Below are 23,364 nucleotides of genomic sequence, written 5' to 3' on the forward strand. Positions count from 1 at the left end.
GGCGAGCGGCCCGCCGGGCTGGTCGCCCGGTGGCACCGACGACACTCTCGGTACGGCCACTGGTGGCCACGACCGTCCAGCCGACCGCCAGGAGCAGTCGCGCGAGCGCCACCGCACAGCCGACGCCGCGTTGTCCAGCCGCGGGATCGAATTGAAGGGTTCTTTCTGGGGTCCACTTTTCAACCCCTAATTGAATGGCCAAGCCCTTGCCTGTTTCGCAATTTCCGGGCTATTTTCTCCGGGTTTACCGCAAGCTATGCGGAGGAGAGCGCCCGTGGACCTCACCCTGACCTTCGACGCCGCGTACGCGGCACACGCCGCAGTCGTCATGTCGACGGTCGCCGAGTCGAACCCGGGCGAGCCGCTCAGGTACTGGCTCATCGCGGCGGACGACGTGTCGACCTCCTCCCGGGCCGCTCTCGTCAAGGCGGCGGGTCCACACGCCTGCGTCGAGTACCTGAAGGTGGACACCTCCACTGTCGACCTGCCCAAGGGGAAGGACCCCTTGATGGCGTACCTCTCCCCGGCGATGTACCTGCGCCTGCTGGTGCCCGCCGCGCTCCCGCCGGACGTGGAGCGGGTGCTCTACCTCGACTGCGACACCCTGTGCACGAACAGCCTCCAGCCGCTGTTCGAGGTGGACATGGGTGGCGTCCCGCTCGGCGCGGTCCGCGACCCGTTCAACCGCCGGCTGTACGACATGGGGGGCATCCCGGGCCTGTCGTCGTACGAGCACCTCGACCCACGGGGGTCCTACTTCAACTCCGGGGTGCTGCTGATCGACGTCGGCCGGTGGAAGGAATGCGAGGCGTCCGAGAAGGCGTTGGCCTACCTCATCCGCCACGCACACGAGTCGCGATACCCGGACCAGGACGCCCTCAACTACGCCACCTACGGCAACTGGCTGCGGATGTCCCACCGGTGGAACGACCTGATGGCCTGGCGGCTGGAGCCGGAGTACGGCGGCAAACTCAGCGACTCGGCCGTGCTCCACATGGCCGGACCGGTGAAGCCGTGGCAGCCCGGTTTCCCCAAGGGCGCCCGGCGGGACCTGTACTGGCGGCACCGGCGCAGCACCGGAGCACTGACCCGGACCTTCGGCAGGTGACCGCCGGTCGCACCCCTGAGGGGTCCCGCCCGACGTGACGACCTGCCACGCCACGTCGGAGAGCTGGGCGTCACGGGTACGGACCCGGTGCCGGAGCCGGGCGTCGTGCCGGCCCGCGCCGGACACCGGATCCGGGACCGGTCGCGGCTACTCGGCGATCCGGGTACGGCCGCTCCACTGGAAGACCACGGGCGTGCCGTCGACGACGCCTGTGGTGTCCCGCTCGAAGTGCTCGTACCCTCCGTAGTGAGGTAGCTTGATCTTGTGCTCCACCAGGGGGACCCGGTGGCTGCGCAGTTCGGCCGGCAGGGTGGTGGGCCCACCCTCCAGGACCGCGTCGACGATCCCGCCGGCCTCCCGGCTGATGTCGGTCCCTACCGGGGCTGAGGGGGCGATCCGGTCGTCATCGTCGACGAAGGGATCCGCCGTCCGGACTGTCGGGGCGGGATCGAAAGAACCTGTCATCGCACGACCTCCGTCGCTCGTCGTTCCGCCTCGCCATGCGCCGGTCCTTGCCGCGGCGCCGGTGCCGACGGGAGGGCCGTCGCGTCCCGTGACACCGGAGACGCAAGCGGCGGGACCAGTGGTTCCGCCGCAGGTGAGACGGCCTCTCGTCCGCCACGAACGTAATCCAGGTCACACTGTGACGAGAACCCTTAGCCGCCCCCTAGCGTGGTTTCACCGGTGTGGCGGGGCCGCGCCGGCCACCGGCGAGCCCGACGGACGGCGCGCCCGCGCAACCTCACTCCCAGCGGAAGAAACGGACCGCCAGTAGGCAGCCGACCACGGCGGTGACCGCCAGGGCCATCAGCTGCGGTACGGCCGGAGCGTCCCCCGCCCAGGCCGCCGCGATGGTGTCCACGGTGGCCCCGAGCGGCGAGTAGTCCCCGATCCTCGCCAGCACTGTCGGCATCTGGTCGCGCGGCAGCCAGGCCCCGGCGAGGAAGAGCAACGGGAAGAAGAGCGTCGGCCCGATGGACTGGGCCGACCGGGCCGAGGGGGCGAGCGCGGCGATGAGCAGACCCAGCCCGAACAGGCAGGCCACCCCGAGAAGGAAGGCCAGCACGAAGCCCGGCACGTTGGCCGGGGCCGGCTGGTCCAGCAGGAAGCGGACGCCGATGGCGGTCACCACCGCACCGGCGACACCCATGGCCAGGTTGACCACCACCTGCGCGACGAGCAGCAGGGCGGGGTTGACCGGCGTGGTGGCGAGCCGGCGCAGCACCCGCCGTTCCCGGTAGATGCCCAACGCCATCGGCAGGGTGAACAGGGCGAGCATCCCGATGGTGAGGGAGAGCGCGAGGGCCGGCAGGAACGTCAGCTCGCCGTGCTGACCGGTGCTCCCCTGCGTCGCCCCGCGCGAGGGGAGCCCGAACACGAGCATCAGTCCCAGCGGCAGGGCGAAGACGAAGAACAACGACACCGGCTCACGCAGGAACAGCTTGGCCTCGACCGCGACGAGCTTGGACAGGGCGTTCACGATGACCTCTCGTCGATCGTCTGGGGGGCACCGGTCTGGCCGGCACGACCGGTCAGGGAGACGAAGGCGTCGTCCAGGGTGGGCTGCTCCACACGCAGCCCGCTGTAGCGGACCCTCCGGTCGGCCAGCGCGGAGAGCACCGCCTGGGCCACGCCTTCGGGACCGGCCACGGTCACCTCGTCGCCGCTGCGACGCACGCCGGTCACCTCGGGCAGCGTGTCGAGCACCGCCTCGTCGAGCGGGTCGAGCGGCCGGAAGTGCACCTGGTGGGCCGAGCCGACGCGGGCGAGCAGACCGGACGGGGTGTCGATGGCGACGACCCGACCACCGTCGATCACGGCGAGCCGGTCGCAGAGCCGCTCCGCCTCCTCCATGAAGTGCGTGACCAGCATGACCGTCACACCACTGTCGCGGATCCGTTCGACCAGGTTCCAGGTGTCCCGCCGGCCCTGCGGGTCGAGCCCGGTGGTCAGCTCGTCCAGGATCGCGATCTCCGGTCGCCCGACCAGCGCCAGGGCCACCGAAAGCCGCTGCTTCTGGCCGCCGGACAGCTTGTGGAAGGCGGTGTCGCGCTGACCGGTCAGCCCGAGGTCGGCCAGGAGTTGGTCGATGTCGGCCCGGTTGCGGTAGAAGGACCGGTACAGATCCAGGGCCTCGCGTACGCGCAGCTTGTCGGGGAGTTGACTCTCCTGCAACTGGGCACCGACCCGCTGGCGCACCTCCGTGCGGTCCCGCACCGGGTCGAGACCGAGCACCCGGATCCGGCCGCCGTCGGCCCGGCGCAGTCCCTGCACGCACTCGACGGTGGTGGTCTTCCCGGCACCGTTCGGGCCGACCACGCCGAATATCTCGCCCTGCTCCACAGTGAGGGAGACGTCCTCGACAGCGACCTTGTCGCCGTACCGTTTGTGCAGGTGCTCGACTTCGATGACCGGCATGGGTGGTCCTCCGTCACGTGCGGCTGCCGTGGTGAGGGCGGGACCCTCGGAATGTCGGCGTCGGTGAGTGGAACGGTCCGGAATCGACCCGGGGGCCGACACCGCCCATCATCCGGGTAACCGCGGCGGTGATCAACCCGTCGGGGGACGGATCGGGGTGTAGACCCGGAACCACCGGCCCGTCAGGGGTTCTACGGGTTCACGCGGAGTGTCCGTCCTGTCCGGTCAGCCGCCGAGGCAGAGGGCGGCCAACTCCCCGATCCGGGTCACAGTGACGTCCGGGGCAGCGGCCCGGAGGGTCTCCGCGTCCGACTCGCCCCAGAGGGCGGCCACCGCGACCACTCCGGCGCTCCGGGCGCTGGCCAGGTCGGCCGGCGCGTCACCGACCATCAGCGCGCGTCCGGGTGGCACGTCCAGCAGGTCGAGGGCCCGGCGGACGATGTCCGGGGCGGGCTTGGGCCGGGGCACCTCGTCCGCGCCGACCACGTGGTCGACCAGGGGCAGCAGACCGACCCGGTCCAGCACGAAGCGGGCCCGTTCCCCGCTGCGGCCGGTCGCCACGGCCAGGCCGATGCCGTGCCCGCGCAGCTCGCGGAGGAGTTCCGGCACGCCGGGCACCGGTGTGACCAGGTGCGCCAGGCGGTTGCTCTCGCGCGCGAACGGCTCCGCCATCGCCGCCGGCAGGCCCATCAGCCGCAGCACCTCCGGCAGGTAGCGACCAGGGTGGCGACAGTACTCGTCGACCGGGACGACGCCCTCGCCGACCACCTCGCGGTAGGCGAGGGTGAACGCCGCACGGGCCACGGCGAGACTGTCGACGAGCACACCGTCGAGGTCGAGCACGACCGCGCGGACCCCGTCGGGGACGACCGTCCCTCCCACCGCCCCCACCGGACCCCCGGAACCGGACACCGGTCCCACCTCCTCCACCACGACGGCACGACGACGCCCGGACCGATCGATGGGGGTGGCCGACCCCGGGCGGCCCGACCACGGTCGGGGCTCCGGCCGGACGCGTAGGGGCCTCCCGACCGCCCACCGACCGTACCGGGGCCGGCGCCGCCACCGGCCGGCGGCACGCCACCGGGTGGCCCGCGCGGAAGGAGCGCCATCGTGCCGCTGCCGAGCTGGCTGTCCTAGTCCACCGACGAGCGGCCGGACGCGCTCCGCGTCGACGACCGGTCGGTGTCCTGGGTGGAGCTGTGCCCCCGGCTGGTCGACGACCTCTCCCGCAACGCGGTGGGCACGGTGCGGAACAACCTGCTCACCGACGCCTGACACCCGCCGTGGTGGCTACCCGGGCCCCTCCTGCCGTCTGGTGACGAGGAGGGGCCCGGCACCCTCCCGACCCGGGCGAAACCGGGTCGGGAGGGTGACGGTGGTGAGGATCAGTCCGTCCTCGACCAGGAACCGGCCGGGGAAGGTGGTCACCTCCGTGCCGTCCAGCACCGGCCCGGGCACGAGCAGTCGGGCCGCGAACGTCCCGTCCGGTTCGACCACGATGTCCTCGGAGAAGTCCAACCAGCGGCCGGTCAGCGGGAACCATGCCTTGTAGACCGACTCCTTCGCGCTGAACAGCAGGCGGTCCCAGCACACCGTCGGGTCGGTGGCGCGCAGCGCTGCCGTACGCGCCCGCTCGGTGGGCAGCGCGATCGCGTCGAGCACGCCGTCAGGCAGCGCCGCGTGCGGTTCGGCGTCGACCCCGACGGAGACGACCGAGGTCGCGGGGGCGAGGGCTGCGCACCGGTAGCCGTCACAGTGGGTCATGCTGCCGACCACCCCGGCCGGCCAGATGGGGACGCCCGGGCTCCACCGGGGCCGGACCCGGAGCTCAGGCCGGCGGCTCCTCCGGCCCCCTCACCCTGCCGCGATCAGCAGGCACTTCCTGACCCGACCCTGGGCGCTGCGGGGCAACTCGGTGAGGAAGTGCACGCGCCGGGGCCGGTGCACGGCCGACAGCATCCGTCCGACGTGGTCGATGAGCATCTGCGCGGTGAGTCCGTCCGCCGCCACGACGTACGCGACGATCTCATCCCCGAGGGCGCGGTGCGGCGTGCCCACCACGGCGGCATCGTGGACCCCGGGGTGGCTGAGCAGGACCTCCTCGACCTGCCGGGCGGGTACCGGTCGGTCGCGGCAGTGCACCACGTCGACCCGGCGCCGACCGATGATCTGGTGGCAGCCGTCCGGGCCGACGGTGGCCAGGTCTCCGGTGGCGTGCCACCCGCCCGAGGGGGTCCCCTGATCCGTTCGGCAGACGTAGCCGCTGAACAGGGTCGGCCCGCGGATGCTCAGCTCCCCGGCGGACTCACCGTCGGCGGGCACCGCCTGCCCGTCCCGGCCGAGCAGGCGGGTCTGCACGCCGGGCAGGGGGTTCCCGGCGGTGCCGGCGGTTCCCGGTGCGCCGGCGCGGCCGGTCACCACGATGAGGGTCTCGGTGGTGCCGTAGCCCTGGATGAGGGAGTGCGAGGTGAGCAACCGGATCCGCTCGCTCACCGCCGGCGCCAGCGGCGCGTCGCCGGAGATCAGGATCCGCGCCCCGGACAGGGTGCGGGCACACCCGACATCCCGGGCGATGCGGGCCCACTGGCCGGGTACGGCCAGGTAGATGGTGCCGACCGGACCGGTGGCCGGGAGTCCGTCGGAGTGGACGAGGCGACTACCCACCCGCAGCGCCCCGAACAGGCCGGCGACGAGGCCGTAGGCCCGGAAGAGCGGTGCCTCCTGGACGAGGATGTCGTCGGGGCTCCACCGCCAGGCGTCCGCGAGCAGGTCCAGCTCGGCCGCGATCGCCCGGCGGGAGATGCGGACGCCTCGGGACGTCCCGCCGGCACCGCCGGTGTAGAGGATGACCGCGTCGGTGGTGGGTTCCGCCTCGGGCTGGGCGGCCCAGGACCGCTGCCGCAGGTCGACGGGGACGACGGGGACGGCCGTGCCGTCGGCAGTGGCGGTGGAGGTGGCACCGAGGAAGAGGTTCGCGCCGGACTCGCGCAGGATTCGGCGACGTTCCGTCGCCGTGGCCAGTGGCGGCACCGGCACCAGCGGAACGCCCGCCTGAAGGGCTCCCACCATGCCGACCATCGTCTCGATGCTCGGGGTGGCCTCGACCGCCACCGCCCGGGCCCCCCGGATCCGGTCGGCGACGGCGTTGGCGCAGCCCTGGAGGTCCTCGCTGGAAAGCGTCCTGCCGCCGACCCGGAGCGCGTCGGCCCGGTCGACGCCGGACCCGCGGAGCGCCGGCAGCAGAGTCATCCGAGCTATCCCCTGTCGGCCGCGTCGACGGGTCTCGGCAGTGGCTGGAGCATCGCGCCAGGAACCCTTCGTACTCCGGGTGGGCGGGGGCCTCGGTGTCCGGTCATCTCCCGATCGGAGCGATGCCCCGAAATTAGGCTGCGCCAGGGTCGCGGACAACCCCTAGCTTCGTCGCCGGTCCGTGCCGGGACGGGACGGTACGCAGGACGGCGAGGCCACGGGCGGCAACCGTCCCGCCTGTGACGGTCGGATGGCGATCGGCGACCATCGATCGTAATCCGACTGCGGCCGGGCGAGGACGGCGGAGTCGGATGATCGTACGGATGTGCGCCTATCTCCCCCAATAGTTCCCCGATTCGACCGGAGCCTGAGCGACAGTTCGGACGGGTCGGCGGAACCGTGGCGCGCAACCGCGCCCACCGACGGCCCGGAATCCACGACACCGGGCGAACACCAACCGGCACTGATCGCGGATTCCGGCTCTCCTGATTGGCTCGCTGATTCAGCGGACAGTTCACGGCATGGGGCGAACCGATAGATTCCAGAAAGGCATCAAAGGGGCCGGAACCGGGCGGCGGAACCTACCGCGGATGCCGACATGCGACGGGGGTCGATCCGACGGAGAGACCCCGACGTCGCACGGACCGACACACCCGGGCGGGACCGGCCCCCGCCCGCCGCCCGGGTCGTCCACGTCGAACCGCCCATCGCCGTCGGGTGAGCGGCACAGCACCCGGATGACACAGGACCCCGCGCCACCACGCAGGGCGGGTCGCCAGAACGCCACGAACGACCCCATATCAGCCGACAACCCACCGTCGGGGCGAGACCGCGTCCACGTGGAGCGCGCCACCACGCTCCGTCGACACCGGGCAGGCGCCGACGGGCCGGACGCCGCCGCCGACCGGAAGCGCTCCCACCGTCGAGGTCGACGGGCACGTTCACGAACGCAATGCCGGTTCCCTGAATACAGATTGGCAGGTAGCCTGCAAAGCGCCCCGACCCAAACCGGGAGAGGATGTTCGATGTCACGCTCCGAATCGCCACTATGACGTTACGCTGCCGATCGAACGAAGCTCCGTCCGGCCAGTGGCGCGACAGCGTAGCTTTGTCGATCCTTCACATCGTTTGACTTGCCGCTCAATTGCCGGACTGCCATACTCCACACTATGCACTGAGATCGATGGCCGGGGGCACGGCGGAGCAGCCTCCGAATTATGGAATGCACCGGTCACAAGCCGCACGAACGCCATCGACCTCCGCAGCATAATTGTCAAGGATTTGTGGGTCTCTGACTTCGTTGAGTGACATGGGAGACCACAGCGGATGGACAACCAGGCGACCTCGGTCACCGGCACCCGCCAAGGGACCGGCCCGATGACGCTGATCGAGCGGGATCGGCAGCTCGACATCCTGACGCATCAGCTCGACGACCTGCTCCGGGCCGACGAGTCGTCGACCACGTCGGGACCGGTGACGGTGGTGACCGGGCCGGTCGGCGTCGGCAAGACCAGCCTGTTGCAGGCGTTCGCCCGGCGCTGCGCCGAGGCCGGCGTCAGCGTCCTGGTCGCGAGCGCCTCGCGCAGCGAACGCACCGTGCCCCTGGAGATCATCCGTCAGCTCGTGCGGCAGGCGGCCCTGGACGAGAGCGGTCGGGACCGGCTCGGACGGCTGCTGGACCGGGGCACCCTCGCCTGGTCCGAGCCGCACGACGACGGCGGGGAGGCCCTCGCCCCGCTCACCGCCGCGATCGGCGGCGAGCTACTGACGATCGCCGAGAAGGATCCCCTGGTCATCGCGGTCGACGACGTCCACCACGCCGACGGGCCCTCGTTGCGCTGCCTGGACTACCTGGCCCGGCGCGTGACCGGCCTGTCCGTGCTGATCGTCCTCACCGAGGCGCACCGGACCCGACCGTGCCACCCCACCATCCACGCCGAGTTGGTGCAGCCGGCGCGGTCGCACCGGGTACGACTGCCCATGCTCTCCCCCGACGGGACCTACCGGGTGCTGGCCGACCGCCTCGGCGTCCCGGTGGGCCGCGCGACAGTCGACGAGGCGTACCGGATCAGCGGCGGCAACCCCCTGCTGGTGCACGCCCTGGCCGACGACCACCTCACCGGCGGCCAGGGCGACCGGCCTGCGACCGGGGAGGCGTTCCGCGAGGCCGTGCTCAGTTGCCTCTACCGGTGCGAGCACCTCGTCCTGAAGACCGCCCGGGTGCTCGCGGTGACCGGCGGGTCGGCGCACAGCCCGCTGGCGCCCCGACTCCTCGACCTCCCCGGTGAACTGGACGTCCACGCGGTGGACGCGTCGGCCAGCGCGGGCCTGGTCACCGAGGAGGGGCTCCGGCACCCGGCGGTCGGCCGGGCGGTGCTGGACAGCATGACGGTCGAGGAGCGTGGCCGGTTGCGACGGGCCACCGCCTGTCTGCTGCACGACGACGGCGCGCCACCCGCGCGGATCGCCCCGCACCTGCTCAAGACCGACGATCTGGACCAGCCGTGGATGCTCCAGGTGCTGCTGGACGCCGGAGAACAGGCACTCGCCGACGGTGACGTCGACGCGGCCCGACAGTACCTGCGGCGGGCCAACCGGGACGCCGTCGACGAGTGCGTACGGGCGCGGATCCGTTCCGCCCTGGCCCGCGCGGAGTGGCGGCTCGACCCGCAGGCCGCCGTCCCCCACCTGCTCGGCGTCGCCACCGCCGTCCAGGCGGGGCACCTCAGCACCCGGCAGGCCGCGGGTCCCTTCCAGTACCTGCTCTGGCACGGGCAGATCGACAAGGCGCTCGAACTCATCCGCCACCTGGGAGAACGGACCGATCGCAACGACCCGCAGTCCGCGACCGACCTGATCGTCCTGAAGAGCTGGATGGCGACCCTCTACCCGGGGGCTCCGGTCGGCAGCCCGACCGCCCACTCGGCGGGCCGGGACCCGCTGACCCTCGCCCGAGTCAAGCGGCAGCTTCGGGGGGTCACCCTGCTCGGCGCGGTGCTGGAGCGGGGGAACGCCAGCGCGGCCGAGGACGCCCCCCACATGCTCGGCGCGCTCCGCCTGGACGACGAGACGAGCTTCTGGAACGCCGTCTGCGCGGTGATCGCGCTGATCTACGCCGACCGGCTCGATATCGCCGGTGACTGGTGCGAGCGATTGGACCGCAGCGCCACCGGCCGGCACCACACCCCGTGGGCGCTGCTCGCCGCCCTCGCCGGTGTCGTCGCCGGCCGAAGCGGTGACCTCCGCCGGGCGCGGGAGTTGACCGAGGTGGCCCTCAGCCGGCTCTCCCCCCAGGGGTGGGGCGTCATGATCGGCATGCCGCTCGCCATCCGGCTCCGGGTGCTGACCTCGCTCCAGGAGTGGGACGAGGCCGCCGCCTGCCTGCGGACGCCGGTCCCGCCGGCCCTCTTCGAGACCCCGTTCGGCCTGCACTACCTGCACGCCCGCGGGTTGCACGCGCTGGCCACGGGCAACCCCGGGGTCGCGCTGGCCGACTTCCAGCTCTGCGGTCAGCTGATGACCTCGTGGCGGTTGGACCTGTCGTCCCTCGTCCCGTGGCGGACCGAGGTGGCCCGCGCACTGCGGCACATGGGCCGCCGGCAGCAGGCCGAGAAGCTCGTCCGGGAGGAGCTGGACCGACTGCGCCCGGACCAGGTGCGACCCCGGGGGGCCGCACTGCGGTTGCTGGCCAGCGTCGAGGAGGGCGCCGACCGTATCCGGCACCTGTGCGCCGCCGTACGACTGCTGCGGCAGTGCGGCGACCGGGTGGAACTGGCCCATGCGCTCATCGACCTGGGTCATGCGTACCAGCAGGCGGGCGACCTGCGACAGGCGCGTGAGGTGTCCCGGTGCGCCCGGGTCGTCGCCGACGAGTGCGGCATTCCGGTCCTGCGCCCCACGTCCCGTGCCGGCCGCAACGGCAGCGCCGACCGCAACGACGACGCGATCGTCCTGTTGACCGGGCTCAACGACACCGAGTCCCGGGTGGCCACGCTGGCCGCGCAGGGGTACACCAACCGGGAGATCGCCGAGAAGATGTACCTCACGGTAAGCGCCATCGAGCAGCGACTGACCCGCATCTACCGCAAGCTCGACGTCAACTCGCGCAGCGAACTGGCCGCCCGGCTCCGGCTCGACCGCTGACCCTCCCCCGGCACCATCAGACCGTCGGCGCCCTCTGACCTCGGCGGTCGGTGGCCGTGCGGACGAGGCGTGTGCCACGAAGAGGGGATAGCACCATGGGTAGGATAGTCATCACTGGTGGTCCGGCCTGCCGCGCTGACAGTCCGTAGTGTCACGTCGGCCGTCCATCCTGTCGTACCACCCGTCCGTCCTGTCATACCGCCCGTCCATCCTGGCGTTCCCGGCTGTTCACTCGGCTCGCCGAGGTGCTCCTCACGGCCAGCAGCGCAACCCCTAACGGCCCATTCGGACCACAGGTTAGCCCTCGTAATGGTGGGGTCTCGCGCCCGTTGTCGCACATCAATGCCGATGCCAGACTCCCTGCAACCGGTTCCGGCCGCTCGGTGGCGGGTTCCGAAGGGCAGGATCCAGGTCCACCCGGCGACACGGCCCGCGCACTTCCACCCCTACCCGAAGCACGGGTACGCGTGGCAGGGGCCGTGGTCAGCCTCGGGGTGGCGGTGCCGGGCGAAGTGACCCGCTCGGCGCCGGGTATGAGAAAGGCTGACGCGAACGGTGCTGGTGCAGCGAGAGGAACAGATCACCCGGCTGCGGGAAGCCTTCCGGATGTCCGAGGAGCAGCAACGGGGCCATGTCTCCCTCGTGACGGGCGCGGTGGGCAGCGGCAAGACGAGCGTGTTGGAGTCGTTCGGTGAATGGGCGGTTGCCGCCGGAGGACGGGTGCTCAGTGCCGCAGGTTCCCGGGCGGAACGCGGACTGCACCTCGGGGTGCTGGGACAACTGTTCCACAGTGCGCGGCTGGGCCAGGAGGCCGCGGCCCGCGTCGAGAAGCTGATGCGGGAGGCTCCATCCGTCGTCCCCCTGCTGGAGGCGAGCCTGAACACGACGGACGAGTCGTCGGCGTGCAACCGGGCCTGGGCACCCGTGCTGCACGGGCTGTTCACCACGCTGCTCGATCTCGCCGAGCCCGGACCGCTGGTGCTGACCATCGACGACGTTCACCACGCCGACCCGGCGACCCTGCACTGCCTGCTGTACGTCACCCGCCGGTTGCGGCACGCCCCGATCGTGGTGGTGCTCACCGAGGCCACGATGCTGCGCCCACCACACCCGCACTTCCGGGCCGAGCTGTTCAGCCAGCCGCACTTCACCCGGATCACCCTGCCGCTGCTGACCGTCGAGGCGATCGCCGAACTGGTCGGCGGGGGCACCGAGGCCGCCGTACGGGAGACCGCGGAGCGCTGTCTGAGCATCACCGGCGGCAACCCGTTGCTCACCCGGGCACTCATCGACGAGCGGCCCCGCGAGGAGTCCGACGAGGATCCCGCCCCGGACACCGCCTTCGGCGACGCGTTCGACCAGGCGGTGCTCGGTTGCCTCTACCGGCACGAGCCGGGGCTCCGGCGGGTGGCCCAGGCACTGGCGGTACTCAGTCGGCCGGCACCGACAGAGCTGCTGGGCCACCTGCTCGACATCATGTCCGAGTCGGTCGTACCGGCCGTGCGGGTGCTACGCACCTCCGGTCTGATGAACTGCGACCAGCTACGTCACCCGCGCATCCGCCGGTCCATCCTGGGCGACATGTCCACCGAGGAGCGCAGGGCGACGCACCAGCGCGCCGCCGAGGTGCTGCACGAACACGGCATCGACCCGCGTACGGTGGCCGAGCACCTGGTCGCCGCCGGCTGGGCCGAGGCCGCCTGGACCGTTCCGGTGCTCCAGAACGCCGCCGCACAGGCCCTGGCCTCCGGACGGCCGCACGAGGCCGCCGCCTGCCTTCGGCTGGTCAGCCGGGCCGACGTGGACGACCAGCAGCGCACCACCACCACGGCAATGCTGATCAAGGCCCGGTGGCAGGTCAACCCGCTGACGGTCAACGGACACCTCACCCAGCTGGTGCGTACGGCCCGCGACGCCGGATGGCCCGCCGACACCACCCTGTCCGCCGTGCCGTACCTGCTCTGGCAGGGTCGGGCGGAGGAGGCCGCAGAGGCGATCGTCGGCTGCGGCACGGACGACGACCAGGCCCACCCGGCCGACGCCAGCCGGTTGGGGGCCATGCGGCTGCTGCTCTCCCTCTCCCACCCCGACCATCTCCCGGCGGTACGGGAGGCGGTCGCCGCCGGGGGCCGGATGCCGGTCCTGCCCGCCGTCGGCCACCTGCAACTGCACGCCCTGACCGTGCTCGGCTCGGCGTTGACGCCCGCCGCCGAGCAGGACGCGGTGGCCACCGCCGAGCAGCTGCTGCACCGGCACCACACCGACGACGGCGTCCTCCCCGTGCTGACCGCCCCGTTGCTGGCGCTGCTCTGGTCGGGCCGCTCGGACCGGGTGGCGGTCTGGAGCGGCACGCTGCTGGACCGCCCGGCGGTGCGGCACACCCCGGTGTGGCGGGCGGTGATCCGCTCCCTGCGCGCCGAGGCAGCCCTGCGCCTGGGCGACCTGTCCGGCGCCGAGCAGCACGCCCGCGCGGCCCTGGAGGACCTGCCGGTCCCGGCGTGGGGAGTGGCCGCGGCCGGCCCCCTGGCCACCCTGATCGCCTGTGCCACGGAGTCCGGCCGACACGGCGAGGCCGACCAGTGGCTGGCCCGGCCGCTGCCGCCCGGCGCGTTCCACACCCCGCTGGGCGTGCACTACCTGGCCGCGCGGGGCCGGCACCACCTGGCGCTGGGCCGCGCCCACGCGGCAACGGCCGACCTGCTCCGCTGCGGGGAGCTGATGCGGACCTGGGGCATCGACGTCGCCGGCCTGGTCCCCTGGCGGTTGGAGCTGGCCCGGGTACAGCTCAGCGTGGGCAACAAGGCGCACGCCAACCAACTGCTCCAGGAGCAGCTACGTGTGCCGCACGGCGTGGACGACCGGACCCACGGCCGTACGCTCCGACTGCTCGCCACCACCGCCGCCCCGGACCACCGGCGCAAGCTGCTCTTCGAGGCGGTCAACCTGCTGCAGAACTGCGGCGACCGGCTGGAGCTGGTCCGGGCGCTGGGCGACACCGGTCAGACACTGCAGCGGGCGGGCGACTGGGCGCAGGCCCGGCTGCTGGTCCGCCGGGCGTACCACCTCGCCCAGGACTGCGGGGCGCCGGTGCTGGCCCAACGGCTGGTCGGCCGCGAGCCGGGTGGGTTGCCGGGGTACCCGCCGGCCGAGACGCCGGAGTCGGAGGACGGGCTGAGCGAGGCCGAGCGGCGGGTGGCCGCGCTCGCCGTCCAGGGCCACACCAACCGGGAGATCTCCAGCAAGCTGTTCATCACGGTGAGCACGGTCGAGCAGCACCTCACCCGGGTCTATCGGAAGCTGGACGTGAAGCGTCGCTCCGACCTGCCGACCCGGCTCGTCGCCTACGCGGAGCCGCTGGCCGAGGAGGTGCAGGGGGCGGCGTCCTGACGCCCACGGCGGGGCGCGCGCCGGGTCCTGCCTGGTGCGCGCCCCGCCGACGTGGGTCCGTCGGGACGGTAGCGGCGGTCCTCCGCCCGCGTCCCGCGTGGGTGTCGTACCGCGCGACCCGGGTGCGGGTCAGACCGGGACCGGGGCGGGTGTCCGGCCGGCCGCGCCGGCCCGCAGCCGCAGCACCAGATCGGAGGCGGCGGTGACGCCGCCCGCCTGCCGCAGCCGCCCACGCCACAGCTCGGCGCGCTCCCGGAAGACCGGGTCGGTCAACAGCCGGTGCAGCTTGGCGACCACGTCCTCGACGTCCAGCGGGTCCTCCTGCTCGGCGGCGAGCCCGATCCCGGCGTCGACGACCCGGACCGCACCGTCGTGACAGTCGAGCCAGAACGGCATCACCAGTTGCGGCACCCCGAACCAGGCCGCCTCGTGGATCGCGTTGGCGGCGGCGTGGTTGAAGAACGCCCGCACGTTCGGGTGGGCCAGCACCTCGACCTGCGAGGGCAGCCACGACTCGACGCGGAGGTTGGCGGGCAGCTCGCTGGCCGGCGGGAGGAGGTGCTGCCGTTGCGCCGGCAGCTTCCAGAGCACGTGGTGCTCGGGCGCGAGCCGGGCGGCCACCTCGACCAGTGCGGCCACCTGGGCGGCCGAGGGCCGCATGATGGTGCCGAATCCGATGTAGAGCACCGACGGGTGGGCGTCGAGCCAGTCCCGCAGCTGCGTCCCGTCCGGGCTCGGCGTGACGTCCGGGTGCACCATCGAGCCGACCAGGCGCAGGTTCGCCGGGGCGGTGTCGAACGGGTACTCCAGACCGAACACCGTGTAGGCCAGCACCGCCTCCGCGGCGTCCGCGTACCGGGTGGGGCTCAGCTCGGCGTTGCTGATCCCGACGGCCCGCCGGTGCTCGGCGGCGGCGGTGCTGCGGGCCAGCCGCTCCGGCTCGGTCAACGCGCTCAGCAGCGCCGCCCGGTGGCGGTCGTTGGCGGCCCGCTGACTCGGGTTCATGTGCAGCGGCAGGCCGGACAGTGGCGTCGGGTACGCCGACGGCAGGCTGTCCTGCAGGAAGTTCGACGGCGGCACCGAAACGCTGATGACGTACGGGACACCCCGGGTGGTCATCGCGTCCATCCCGTAGGTGGCGAACGAGTCCACCACGGCCAGCGCCGGTTCCACCTGGTCGACCAGTTCCCGGCACCGCTCGTAGAGCTGGTGCAGGTGGTCGTAGTCGGTCGAGGCGTCGACGTAGCTGACGAAGTTCTCCACCCGCGACCCGGCGGACATCCGCTTGTGCTTCTCGTCGTCCCAGTGCTCGGGGCGCATCTCGAGCCGGGCCGGACCGAGTGACAGGAACCGCACGTCACCCTCGCCGGGCAGCGCCTCGATGTCGGCCCGACGCTCGTCGGTGCAGGCGAACCGGACCTGCCCGACGCCCCGGCGCTTCAGCTCACCGGCGAGGGTGAGCAGCGGGTTGAACAGCCCTGCGCTGCCCGAGCTGACGATCAGCAGCGGACGTTCGTCGGACGTCGTCACCGTCGTCTCCTAGTCCATCGCCCGGCGCATGAAGCCGCGGATGCCGACGACTGTGAAGAACACGAAGACCACCGTCAGGACCAGCAGGTCCAGCCAGAGCGGCACCGACTCGACCCCGGGCGGGGCGACAAGCGACCGGGTGGCCTCGCTGACGTAGGTGAGCGGGTTGAGCGCGCAGATCACCTGGAACCAGCGCATCGAGTCGAGCGCGCGCAGCGGGAACTGGGTGGCGCCGGTGAACATCAACGGCGTCATGATCACGGTGAACATGATCTGGATCATGTTCGGTGGGACCAGGGTGCCGAAGGTCAGCCCCATGGCCGCACCAACAAGCGAACCGATCACCAGCACGCCGAGCACCGACAGCACCGTCGACAGCGGCCAGCTCACGTCGAGCATCAGCATCCCGATCGGGATGAGCAACAGGCCGGCGATCAGACCCCGGATCGCGCCGAAGACGATCTTCTCGATGGCCACCAGCGGGATCGCCATCGGGGCCAGCAGCCGGTCCTCGATCTCCCGGGTGAACGAGAAGTCCATCACCATGGGCAGGGCGGTGTTCTCCAGGCCGATCAGGAACGCGTTCAGCGCGACCACGCCGGGCAGCAGCACGTTGGCGAAGTTGTCGCTGGCGTACCCGAGGTCACCGAGGACCTTGCCGAAGATCAGCAGCATGAACAGCGGCTGGATGAGAACCTGGGCGACGAAGCCGACCAGCTCGCCCCGGCTGGTGACGAAGAGGTCGCGCCAGAGCACGGCCCGGAAGGTGGCGAACTGGTCCGACCAGCGCACCGGCGTGGGCGTCGTGGCCGACGCCGGCGCGGACGGTGTGACGGGGGCGGTGACGCTCACCGAAGTTCCCTTCCGGTCAGGTGGATGAACACGTCTTCCAGGCTGGGCTGGCCGATGCTGAGATCACTTACCGCGCAGTTCAGGTCGGTGAGGATCTTCAGCGCCATCGGCACGGCGTTGGCCGGTGCGCCCGAGGTGTAGAGGCGGAACGACAGCGTGGTGTCCGGGTCGGCGGTGGCCTGCGGGGCCGGCGTCGGCATCGGGGGCATGCCCGGCAGCATCGGCATGCCCCCGGCCGGAGCGGCCGGGGCGCCGCCGGGACGCACACGCTCCACCCGCTCGACGTCCGGGATGTTGTCCAGGGCGGCCTGTACCTCCTCGGCGGGGGCACCGGCCGCGACCACCAGGGTCAACGTGCTGCTGCCCGGCAGGGTCCGGGTCAGCGCGGTCGGCGTGCCGAGGGTGAGCAGCTTCCCGTGGTCGACGATGCCGACCCGGTCGCAGAGCTTCGCCGCCTCGTCCATGTCGTGGGTGGTCACCACGACGGTGACCCCGGCCCGCTTCAGCTCGGCGATCCGGTCGTGCACGAACAGCCGCGACTGCGGGTCGAGGCCGCCGGAGGGCTCGTCGAGGAAGAGCACCCGGGGCTCGTGCATGAGCGCGCGGGCGATCATGGTGCGTTGCGCCAGGCCACCGGAGAGGAAGTCGGTCCGGGACTTGGCGTGCTCGGCGAGCCCCATCTGCTCCAGCAGCTCGTCGGCGCGGCGCAGCCGCTGCGACCGGGGGATCCGGTGGTACGCCGAATGGAAGAGCAGGTTCTCCCGGACGCTGAGCGACCGGTCCAGGTTCACCCGCTGCGGGACGACCGCCAGGAGCTTCCGCGCCACCGCCGGTGCGCCCAGCACGTCCGCGCCGCACACGACGGCCCGGCCGGAGGTGGCCCGGACCCGCGTCGTCAGCACGCCGATCGTCGTGGTCTTGCCGGCGCCGTTGGGCCCGAGCAGACCGAAGACCTCGCCCGCGGCGACGGAGAAGCTCAGCCCGTCCACCGCCGGCGGCATGTCGGGCCGGTACTTCTTGACCAGCTCCTCGACCACTACTGCGTCGTCCACGTCGTCATGCTCCCGTCCTGGGTCCCGGTGGGACAGTTCTTCTCGCTCCGATAGGGGGTGCTAGGGGCAGGCCAGGGGCACGGTGCCCGGCCGGCCTCAGAGATCTCGTCCGGCCAGCCATTCGTGCACGGTCGCGCCGAGGTCCGGACCCCGCTCGCCGACCATCGTGAAGTGGTCGCCCGCCGCGTCCGCCACCTCGTGCGGATACGGCCACCGGGAACGCCACCCGCCCGGCTCGCCGGACCACTCCCCCAGCGGCTCGCCGGCCCGGACCAGCAGGGTGGCCGACTCCATCGGCGCCGGCCGCCAGCCCAGGAAGAGGGGGAGGTAGCCGGCCCAGGCGGTGGCCCGGTGGTCGTCCATCGGGGTGTACGCGCTGTCCCGCTCGACCATCCCGTCGAGCAGCTGGTTCGTCCAGCCGCCGAGCACCTCGCTGTCGGCCGGATAGGTGTCCATCAGCACCACCGCGGCCGGTGGCCGCCCCTGCCGCTCCAGCTCCCGGGCGAGCACATTGGCCACCATCGCGCCGCCGGAGTGCCCGGCCAGCACCAACGGGCCGTCGCCGACGGTGCGTAGCACGGTGTCGGCGTGCACCCGCAGCAGCGCGTCGAGGTCGACGGGGAGTTCCTCCCCGACCCCGAAGCCCGGGTTCGGCAGCGCCCACACGTCGCGCCGGCCCCGCAGCCCGGCGGCGAACCGGGCGTACTCGTGGGCGCCGGACAGCAGCGACATGGTGCAGCAGCAGACGACCGGGGTGCCCGGTCCCTCGGCGAGCCGCACGATCCCGGCCGGACGGGTGAGCTGTCCCGGCTCGGTGAAACTGGGGCGGAACTGGGCGAGCTTCACCAGCAGTTCGGCGTACCCGGCGGCGTCCTCGCGCGCTTTCGCCCCACGGAACAGCGCGCCGAGGATCCCGCCCGCGCCCTCCGCGGTGGCCCCCTCGACCGGCGCGTCGCCGGCCGCGTCGCCGAGGATCCGGCCGAGCAGGTGACGGGCCAGCTCGGCCGGGGTGGAGTGGTCGAAGAGCAGGGTGGCGGAGAGTTCCGCCCCGGTGTCCTGGCGCAGGGCGTCGCGCAGTTCCAGTGCGGTCAGCGAGTCGAAGCCCAGCTCGAGGAAATCCCGGTCGGCCTCGATCGCGCCCGGCGAGGCGTGCCCGAGCACTGTGGACACGTGCGCCCGGACCAGGTCCAGCAGGATGCGGTGCCGGTCGGCGGCCGAGGCACCGGCGAGCCGGTCCCGCAGGGCACGGGCCGGGTCGGTCGCCGTCGCGGTGACCCGCCCGGCGGCCTCGTCGACCTCGGCCGCCTCCGGAACGCCGCGCAGCAGCGGCGACGGACGCACGGCGGTGAAGGCCGGCACGAACGCGGGCCAGTCGACATCGGCCACCGCGACGGCGTCGTCGCGTCCCTCGACCGTCCGCAGCAGTGCGTCGGCGGCCAGCTCCGGATCGAGCGGCACGATGCCCCGCCGCCGCAGCTGGCCCGGCTCGGTGACCTCGTCGACCCAGGGTGCCCAGGCCACCACGGTGGCCGGTCGGCCGGCGGCCCGGCGACCGGCGGCCAGGGCCTCCAGCGCGGCACCGGTGGCGGCGGCGACGGCCGCCCCGCCACCTCCCCAGGTGGCGGCGGTCGAGGTGAAGACGACGAACTCGTCGAAGGGCCGGTCGACGCAGGCGGCGTCGAGGGCGGCCACGGCGGCGACCTGCTCGCCGACCTCGGTGGCGAGGTCGGCCGGGGTGACGGCGGAGACCGGGACGCCGGGTCCGCTGGAGTCGACGAGGTGCAGCACGGTGCGCACCGGTGTCCCGGCCGCGTCGAGCCGGTCCAGTGCCGCCGGCAGCGCGGCGGGATCGGCGACCGTGGTGAGGTCGACGCCACCGGCGGACAGTTCGGCGGTCAACCCGGCCGACACCGGGGCCCCGGCGAGGAGCAGGTGGGTCGCGCCCCGGGCGGCGAGCCAGCGCAGCACGTGTGGGCCGCGCACCGCCGCGCCACCGTGCACCAGCACCGCACCCCGGGGCCGCCACGCCACGCCCGTGGCGGCCGGACCGGTCGGGACGTGTTCCAGTCGCCGGGCATGCAGCACACCGGAGCGGACGGCGACCTGGTCCTCGTCCCCACCACCTGCGACGACCCGCGCCAACGTGGCCAGGTCCGCCTCGTCGCCGGCAGCGGGCAGGTCCAGCAGGCCGCCCCAGAGACGGGGCTGCTCCAGCGCCAGCACCCGGCCCAGGCCCCAGACGGACGCCCCGGCGGGGCGCGGCGCGGGATCATCCGCGTCGACGGCGACCGCCCCACGGGTGACGCACCACATCGGGACGGCGGCCCCGGCATCGGCGAGGGCGCGGACCAGTCCGGCGGTGTCGGCCAGCACTGCGGTGTCGGCCAGCACTGCGGGGTCCGACCGGTCGTCGTACGCGTCGAGCAGGGACAGCACCCGGGCCGGGGCGTCGGTGTCCGCGCCGAGCGCCGCCCGTACCGCGTCGCCCGGGTCGTCGCCGGGGCGGACCGGCACGGGCACCGGGGAGAGCCCCTCGGTGCGCAGCGCCGCCAGCACCGGCCCGATCGGCGCACCGTCCGGCGCGACCACCAGGCAGCGCCCGGCCGGGGCCGGCCCGGACGGTGCCACGACGGGCACCCAGCCGGTGCGGTACCGCAGAGCGTCCACGCGGGACACGCGACGACGCCGGTCCCGGTATCCGGCCAGGGCGGGCAGCACCGCCCGGAGCGCCTCCCCCCGGTCGGCGTCGACCCCGAGCACGGCCGCCAGCGCGGAGGTGTCCCCGCTCTCGGCGGCCGCCCAGAACTCCCGGTCCTCCCCGGTGTCCGCCGGAGGCAGGCCGAAGGTGATCGGGTCGGGCCAGTACCGCTCGTGTGCGAAGGCGTACGTGGGCAGGTCGACCCGGACGGCGTCGGTACCGGCGAAGAGTTCGGGCCAGCGCATTCCGCCGCCGCGCAGGTCCACCGCCGCGACGGCGGTGAGCAAGCCGGCCACCTCGCAGGAGTCCCGGCGGGCCGTCGCCACGAACGCCGCCGCCTCCAGGTCGGGCAGGCACTCCCGGGCCATCGGGGTGAGCGCCGCGTCGGGGCCGATCTCCAGGAACGTCCCGGTGCCCGCGGCGGCCAGGGTGGCGACGCCCCGGTGGAACCGGACGGTGTCCCGGGCGTGTTCGACCCAGTAACCCGGGTCGGTGGCCTGGGCGGCGGTGAGCGGCTCGCCGGTGCGGTCGGAGACCAGCGGCACGGTCGGCGGGTGCCAGGTGACCTTCTCGGCGACGACCCGGAAGTCGTCCAGCATGGCGTCCATCCGGGCGGAGTGGAACGCGTGGCTGACCCGCAGCCGGCGGATCTGTCGGCCCTGGCCGGCGAGCTGTTCCCCGGCCGCGAGCACCGCATGCTCGTCGCCGGAGAGGACCACCGACGCGGGGCCGTTCACGGCGGCCAGGGCCACCCGGTCGTCGAGCAACGCGGCCACCTCGGCCTCGGTGGCCCGCACGGCGAGCATCGCACCACCGACGGGCAGCGCCCCCATCAACCGGGCCCGCGCGGCCACCAGGGCCGCCGCGTCGGGAAGCGACAGCACACCCGCCACGTGCGCCGCCGCCAGTTCGCCGACCGAGTGCCCGAGCAGGTACGCCGGCCGTACCCCCCAGGAGGTGACCAGCCGGTACACGGCCACCTCGTAGGCGAACAGGGCCGGCTGGGTGAACTCGGTCCGGTCCAGCAGCGCGGCCTGCGGGGTGTCCGGTGCGGCGAACACCACCTCGCGCAACGGCCGGCTCAGGTGCTTGTCGAGTTCGGCCACGACCTCGTCGAACGCGGCGGCGAACCCGGGGAACCGCCGGTGCAGCCCGGCGCCCATGCCGACCCGCTGGGCACCCTGACCGGTGAACAGGACGGCGAGCCTGCCGCCCGGACGGGCCACCCCGCGCAGCACGTTGGGGGCCGGGCGGTCCTCGGCGACTGCCCGTAGGCCCTCGACGAGCGCGTTGCGGTCGTCCCCGGTGACCACCGCCCGGTGCGGCATCGCTGCCCGGGTGGTGACCAGCGAGTACGCCACGTCGCCCGGGCGCAGCCCGGGATCGGCGGCCAGCCGCTCCAGCAACCGGTGGGCCTGCCCGGCCAGCGCCGGGGCGGAGCGGGCGGTGACCAGCCACGGGGCGGGCGGGGCCTGCCGTCCGGCCGGGGTGGCCGCGACGGTGTCCTCCGCAGCGGCCTGCTCCAGGATGGCGTGCGCGTTGGTGCCGCTGACCCCGAAGGCGGAGACACCGGCCCGGCGCGGGCCGTCGCCGTCCGGCCACGGCATCCGTTCGGTCGCCAGCCGTACCGCGCCGGCGGACCAGTCGACGTGCGGGGTGGGCCGGTCGACGTGCAGCGTGGCGGGGAGCACGCCGTGACGCATGGCGAGCACTATCTTGATCACCCCGGCGACGCCCGCCGCGGCCTGGGTGTGCCCGATGTTCGACTTCACCGACCCGAGCCACAGCGGACGGTCCGCTGGCCGCCCCTGTCCGTAGGTGGCCAGCAGCGCCTGCGCCTCGATCGGGTCGCCCAGGGTGGTGCCGGTGCCGTGCGCCTCGACCACGTCGACCTGGTGGGCAGTCAGCCCCGCGTTGGCCAGGGCCTGGGCGACGACCCGCCGCTGGGACGGGCCGTTCGGGGCGGTCAGGCCGCTGCTCGCCCCGTCCTGGTTGACCGCGCTGCCCCGGACCACGGCGAGAATCGGGTGCCCGTTGCGACGGGCGTCGGAGAGCCGCTCCACGAGGAGCATGCCGACCCCCTCGGACCAGCCGGTGCCGTCCGCGGCGGCGGCGAACGACTTGCACCGGCCGTCGGTGGAGAGGCCGCGCTGGCGGGAGAACTCGACGAACACCGTCGGGGTGGCCATCACCGACACCCCGCCGGCGAGGGCGAGGGTGCACTCCCCCAGCCGGAGCGCCTGCGCAGCCAGGTGGAGCGCGACCAGGGACGAGGAACAGGCGGTGTCCACGGTGACCGCCGGCCCCTCCAACCCGAGGGCGTACGCGATGCGGCCGCTGGCGACGGCGGCGGCGCTGCCGGTGCCGAGGTAGCCCTCGACGCCGCCGCCGACCCCGGCCAGCAGGGCCGCGTAGTCGCCCTGGCTGCTGGTGGCCGCGTACACGCCGGTGGGCGTGCCGCGCAGCGTGGTGGGGTCGATCCCGGCGTGCTCGAACGTCTCCCAGGCGGTCTCCAGCAGGAGCCGCTGCTGCGGGTCCATGGCGAGGGCCTCGCGCGGCGAGATGCCGAAGAAGGCGGGGTCGAAGTCCCCGGCGTCGTGCAGGAACCCCCCTTCCCGCACGTACGAGGTGCCCCGGCTGTCCGGGTCGGTGTCGTAGAGCGCGTCGAGGTCCCAGCCCCGGTCGGCGGGGAACGGCGCCATCGCGTCCGTGCCGGTGGCGACCAGTTCCCACAACTGCTCCGGCGACCGGACACCGCCGGGAAACCGGCAGCTCATGCCGATGATCGCCAGCGGCTCGCTGAGCGTGGCGACGAGCTGCTGGTTCTGCTGCTTGAGCTTCTGGTTGTCGAGCAGGGACGCGCGCAGCGCACTGACGACCTCGTCCAGTGAGACGCTCATCGGAAACTCCTCGGGGCTGGCCGG

The 23,364-nt window shown here is 73.1% G+C and carries 13 protein-coding genes; 3 read left to right on the forward strand and 10 right to left on the reverse strand.

All coding sequences use genetic code 11. The features are described 5' to 3' along the window. The first annotated feature begins 274 nt into the window (after positions 1–274). Positions 275–1,108, forward strand: coding sequence for a glycosyltransferase family 8 protein (locus AC0AIB_RS05395; RefSeq protein ID WP_328348213.1), 834 nt, complete (start codon positions 275–277; stop codon positions 1,106–1,108). A 147-nt stretch (positions 1,109–1,255) separates the two neighbouring features. Here the strand turns inward: AC0AIB_RS05395 and AC0AIB_RS05400 are convergent, their stop codons facing one another. The 6 genes from AC0AIB_RS05400 to AC0AIB_RS05425 form a co-directional block, all read right to left on the reverse strand. Beyond that, positions 1,256–1,573, reverse strand: coding sequence for a DUF5988 family protein (locus tag AC0AIB_RS05400; RefSeq protein ID WP_328348215.1), 318 nt, complete (start codon positions 1,571–1,573; stop codon positions 1,256–1,258). A 277-nt stretch (positions 1,574–1,850) separates the two neighbouring features. Further along, the gene (locus AC0AIB_RS05405; protein WP_328348217.1) at positions 1,851–2,588 is read right to left on the reverse strand and encodes an ABC transporter permease; all 738 of its coding nucleotides are present in this window, start codon (positions 2,586–2,588) and stop codon (positions 1,851–1,853) included. Next, the gene (locus tag AC0AIB_RS05410; RefSeq protein WP_465096148.1) at positions 2,585–3,526 is read right to left on the reverse strand and encodes an ABC transporter ATP-binding protein; all 942 of its coding nucleotides are present in this window, start codon (positions 3,524–3,526) and stop codon (positions 2,585–2,587) included. The genes AC0AIB_RS05405 and AC0AIB_RS05410 overlap by 4 nt, the downstream gene beginning before the upstream one ends. 225 nt (positions 3,527–3,751) lie before the next feature. Next, positions 3,752–4,417: an HAD-IA family hydrolase gene (locus tag AC0AIB_RS05415; RefSeq protein ID WP_442930819.1), complete on the reverse strand. Its 666-nt coding sequence runs from the start codon at positions 4,415–4,417 to the stop codon at positions 3,752–3,754. A 402-nt stretch (positions 4,418–4,819) separates the two neighbouring features. Further along, positions 4,820–5,320: a 4'-phosphopantetheinyl transferase family protein gene (locus AC0AIB_RS05420; protein WP_465096161.1), complete on the reverse strand. Its 501-nt coding sequence runs from the start codon at positions 5,318–5,320 to the stop codon at positions 4,820–4,822. Positions 5,321–5,383: 63 nt separating this feature from the next. After that, positions 5,384–6,778, reverse strand: coding sequence for an AMP-binding protein (locus AC0AIB_RS05425; RefSeq protein ID WP_328348223.1), 1,395 nt, complete (start codon positions 6,776–6,778; stop codon positions 5,384–5,386). A gap of 1,326 nt (positions 6,779–8,104) precedes the next feature. Here AC0AIB_RS05425 and AC0AIB_RS05430 point away from each other — a divergent pair. After that, positions 8,105–10,921, forward strand: coding sequence for a helix-turn-helix transcriptional regulator (locus tag AC0AIB_RS05430; RefSeq protein WP_465096150.1), 2,817 nt, complete (start codon positions 8,105–8,107; stop codon positions 10,919–10,921). Positions 10,922–11,476: 555 nt separating this feature from the next. Next, the gene (locus tag AC0AIB_RS05435; protein WP_328348227.1) at positions 11,477–14,308 is read left to right on the forward strand and encodes a helix-turn-helix transcriptional regulator; all 2,832 of its coding nucleotides are present in this window, start codon (positions 11,477–11,479) and stop codon (positions 14,306–14,308) included. 129 nt (positions 14,309–14,437) lie between these two features. On the opposite strand, the gene AC0AIB_RS05440 is transcribed toward AC0AIB_RS05435, so the two are convergent. From AC0AIB_RS05440 to AC0AIB_RS05455, 4 genes are all read right to left on the reverse strand, one after another. After that, positions 14,438–15,838 carry a glycosyltransferase gene (locus AC0AIB_RS05440; protein WP_328348229.1) on the reverse strand — a complete coding sequence of 467 codons (1,401 nt, stop codon included), beginning with the start codon at positions 15,836–15,838 and terminating at the stop codon, positions 14,438–14,440. Between the two features lie 9 nt (positions 15,839–15,847). After that, positions 15,848–16,690, reverse strand: a complete 843-nt coding sequence (locus AC0AIB_RS05445) for an ABC transporter permease (protein ID WP_328348231.1) — start codon at positions 16,688–16,690, stop codon at positions 15,848–15,850. Next, positions 16,687–17,742: an ABC transporter ATP-binding protein gene (locus tag AC0AIB_RS05450; protein ID WP_465096151.1), complete on the reverse strand. Its 1,056-nt coding sequence runs from the start codon at positions 17,740–17,742 to the stop codon at positions 16,687–16,689. Before AC0AIB_RS05450 ends, AC0AIB_RS05445 begins: the two co-directional genes overlap by 4 nt. Positions 17,743–17,838: 96 nt before the next feature. Continuing rightward, positions 17,839–23,340, reverse strand: coding sequence for a type I polyketide synthase (locus AC0AIB_RS05455; RefSeq protein ID WP_465096153.1), 5,502 nt, complete (start codon positions 23,338–23,340; stop codon positions 17,839–17,841). Between the last annotated feature and the right edge of the window lie 24 nt (positions 23,341–23,364).

The organism is Micromonospora sp. DSM 43699 (assembly GCF_055517075.1).

What these genes read in the sequence shown, in the direction of transcription:
- AC0AIB_RS05400 (WP_328348215.1), bottom strand. Translation starts at nt 1,573, where the DNA reads ATGACAGGTTCTTTCGATCCCGCCCCGACAGTCCGGACGGCGGATCCC.
- AC0AIB_RS05410 (WP_465096148.1), bottom strand. Translation starts at nt 3,526, where the DNA reads ATGCCGGTCATCGAAGTCGAGCACCTGCACAAACGGTACGGCGACAAG.
- AC0AIB_RS05425 (WP_328348223.1), bottom strand. Translation starts at nt 6,778, where the DNA reads ATGACTCTGCTGCCGGCGCTCCGCGGGTCCGGCGTCGACCGGGCCGAC.
- AC0AIB_RS05430 (WP_465096150.1), top strand. Translation starts at nt 8,105, where the DNA reads ATGGACAACCAGGCGACCTCGGTCACCGGCACCCGCCAAGGGACCGGC.
- AC0AIB_RS05455 (WP_465096153.1), bottom strand. Translation starts at nt 23,340, where the DNA reads ATGAGCGTCTCACTGGACGAGGTCGTCAGTGCGCTGCGCGCGTCCCTG.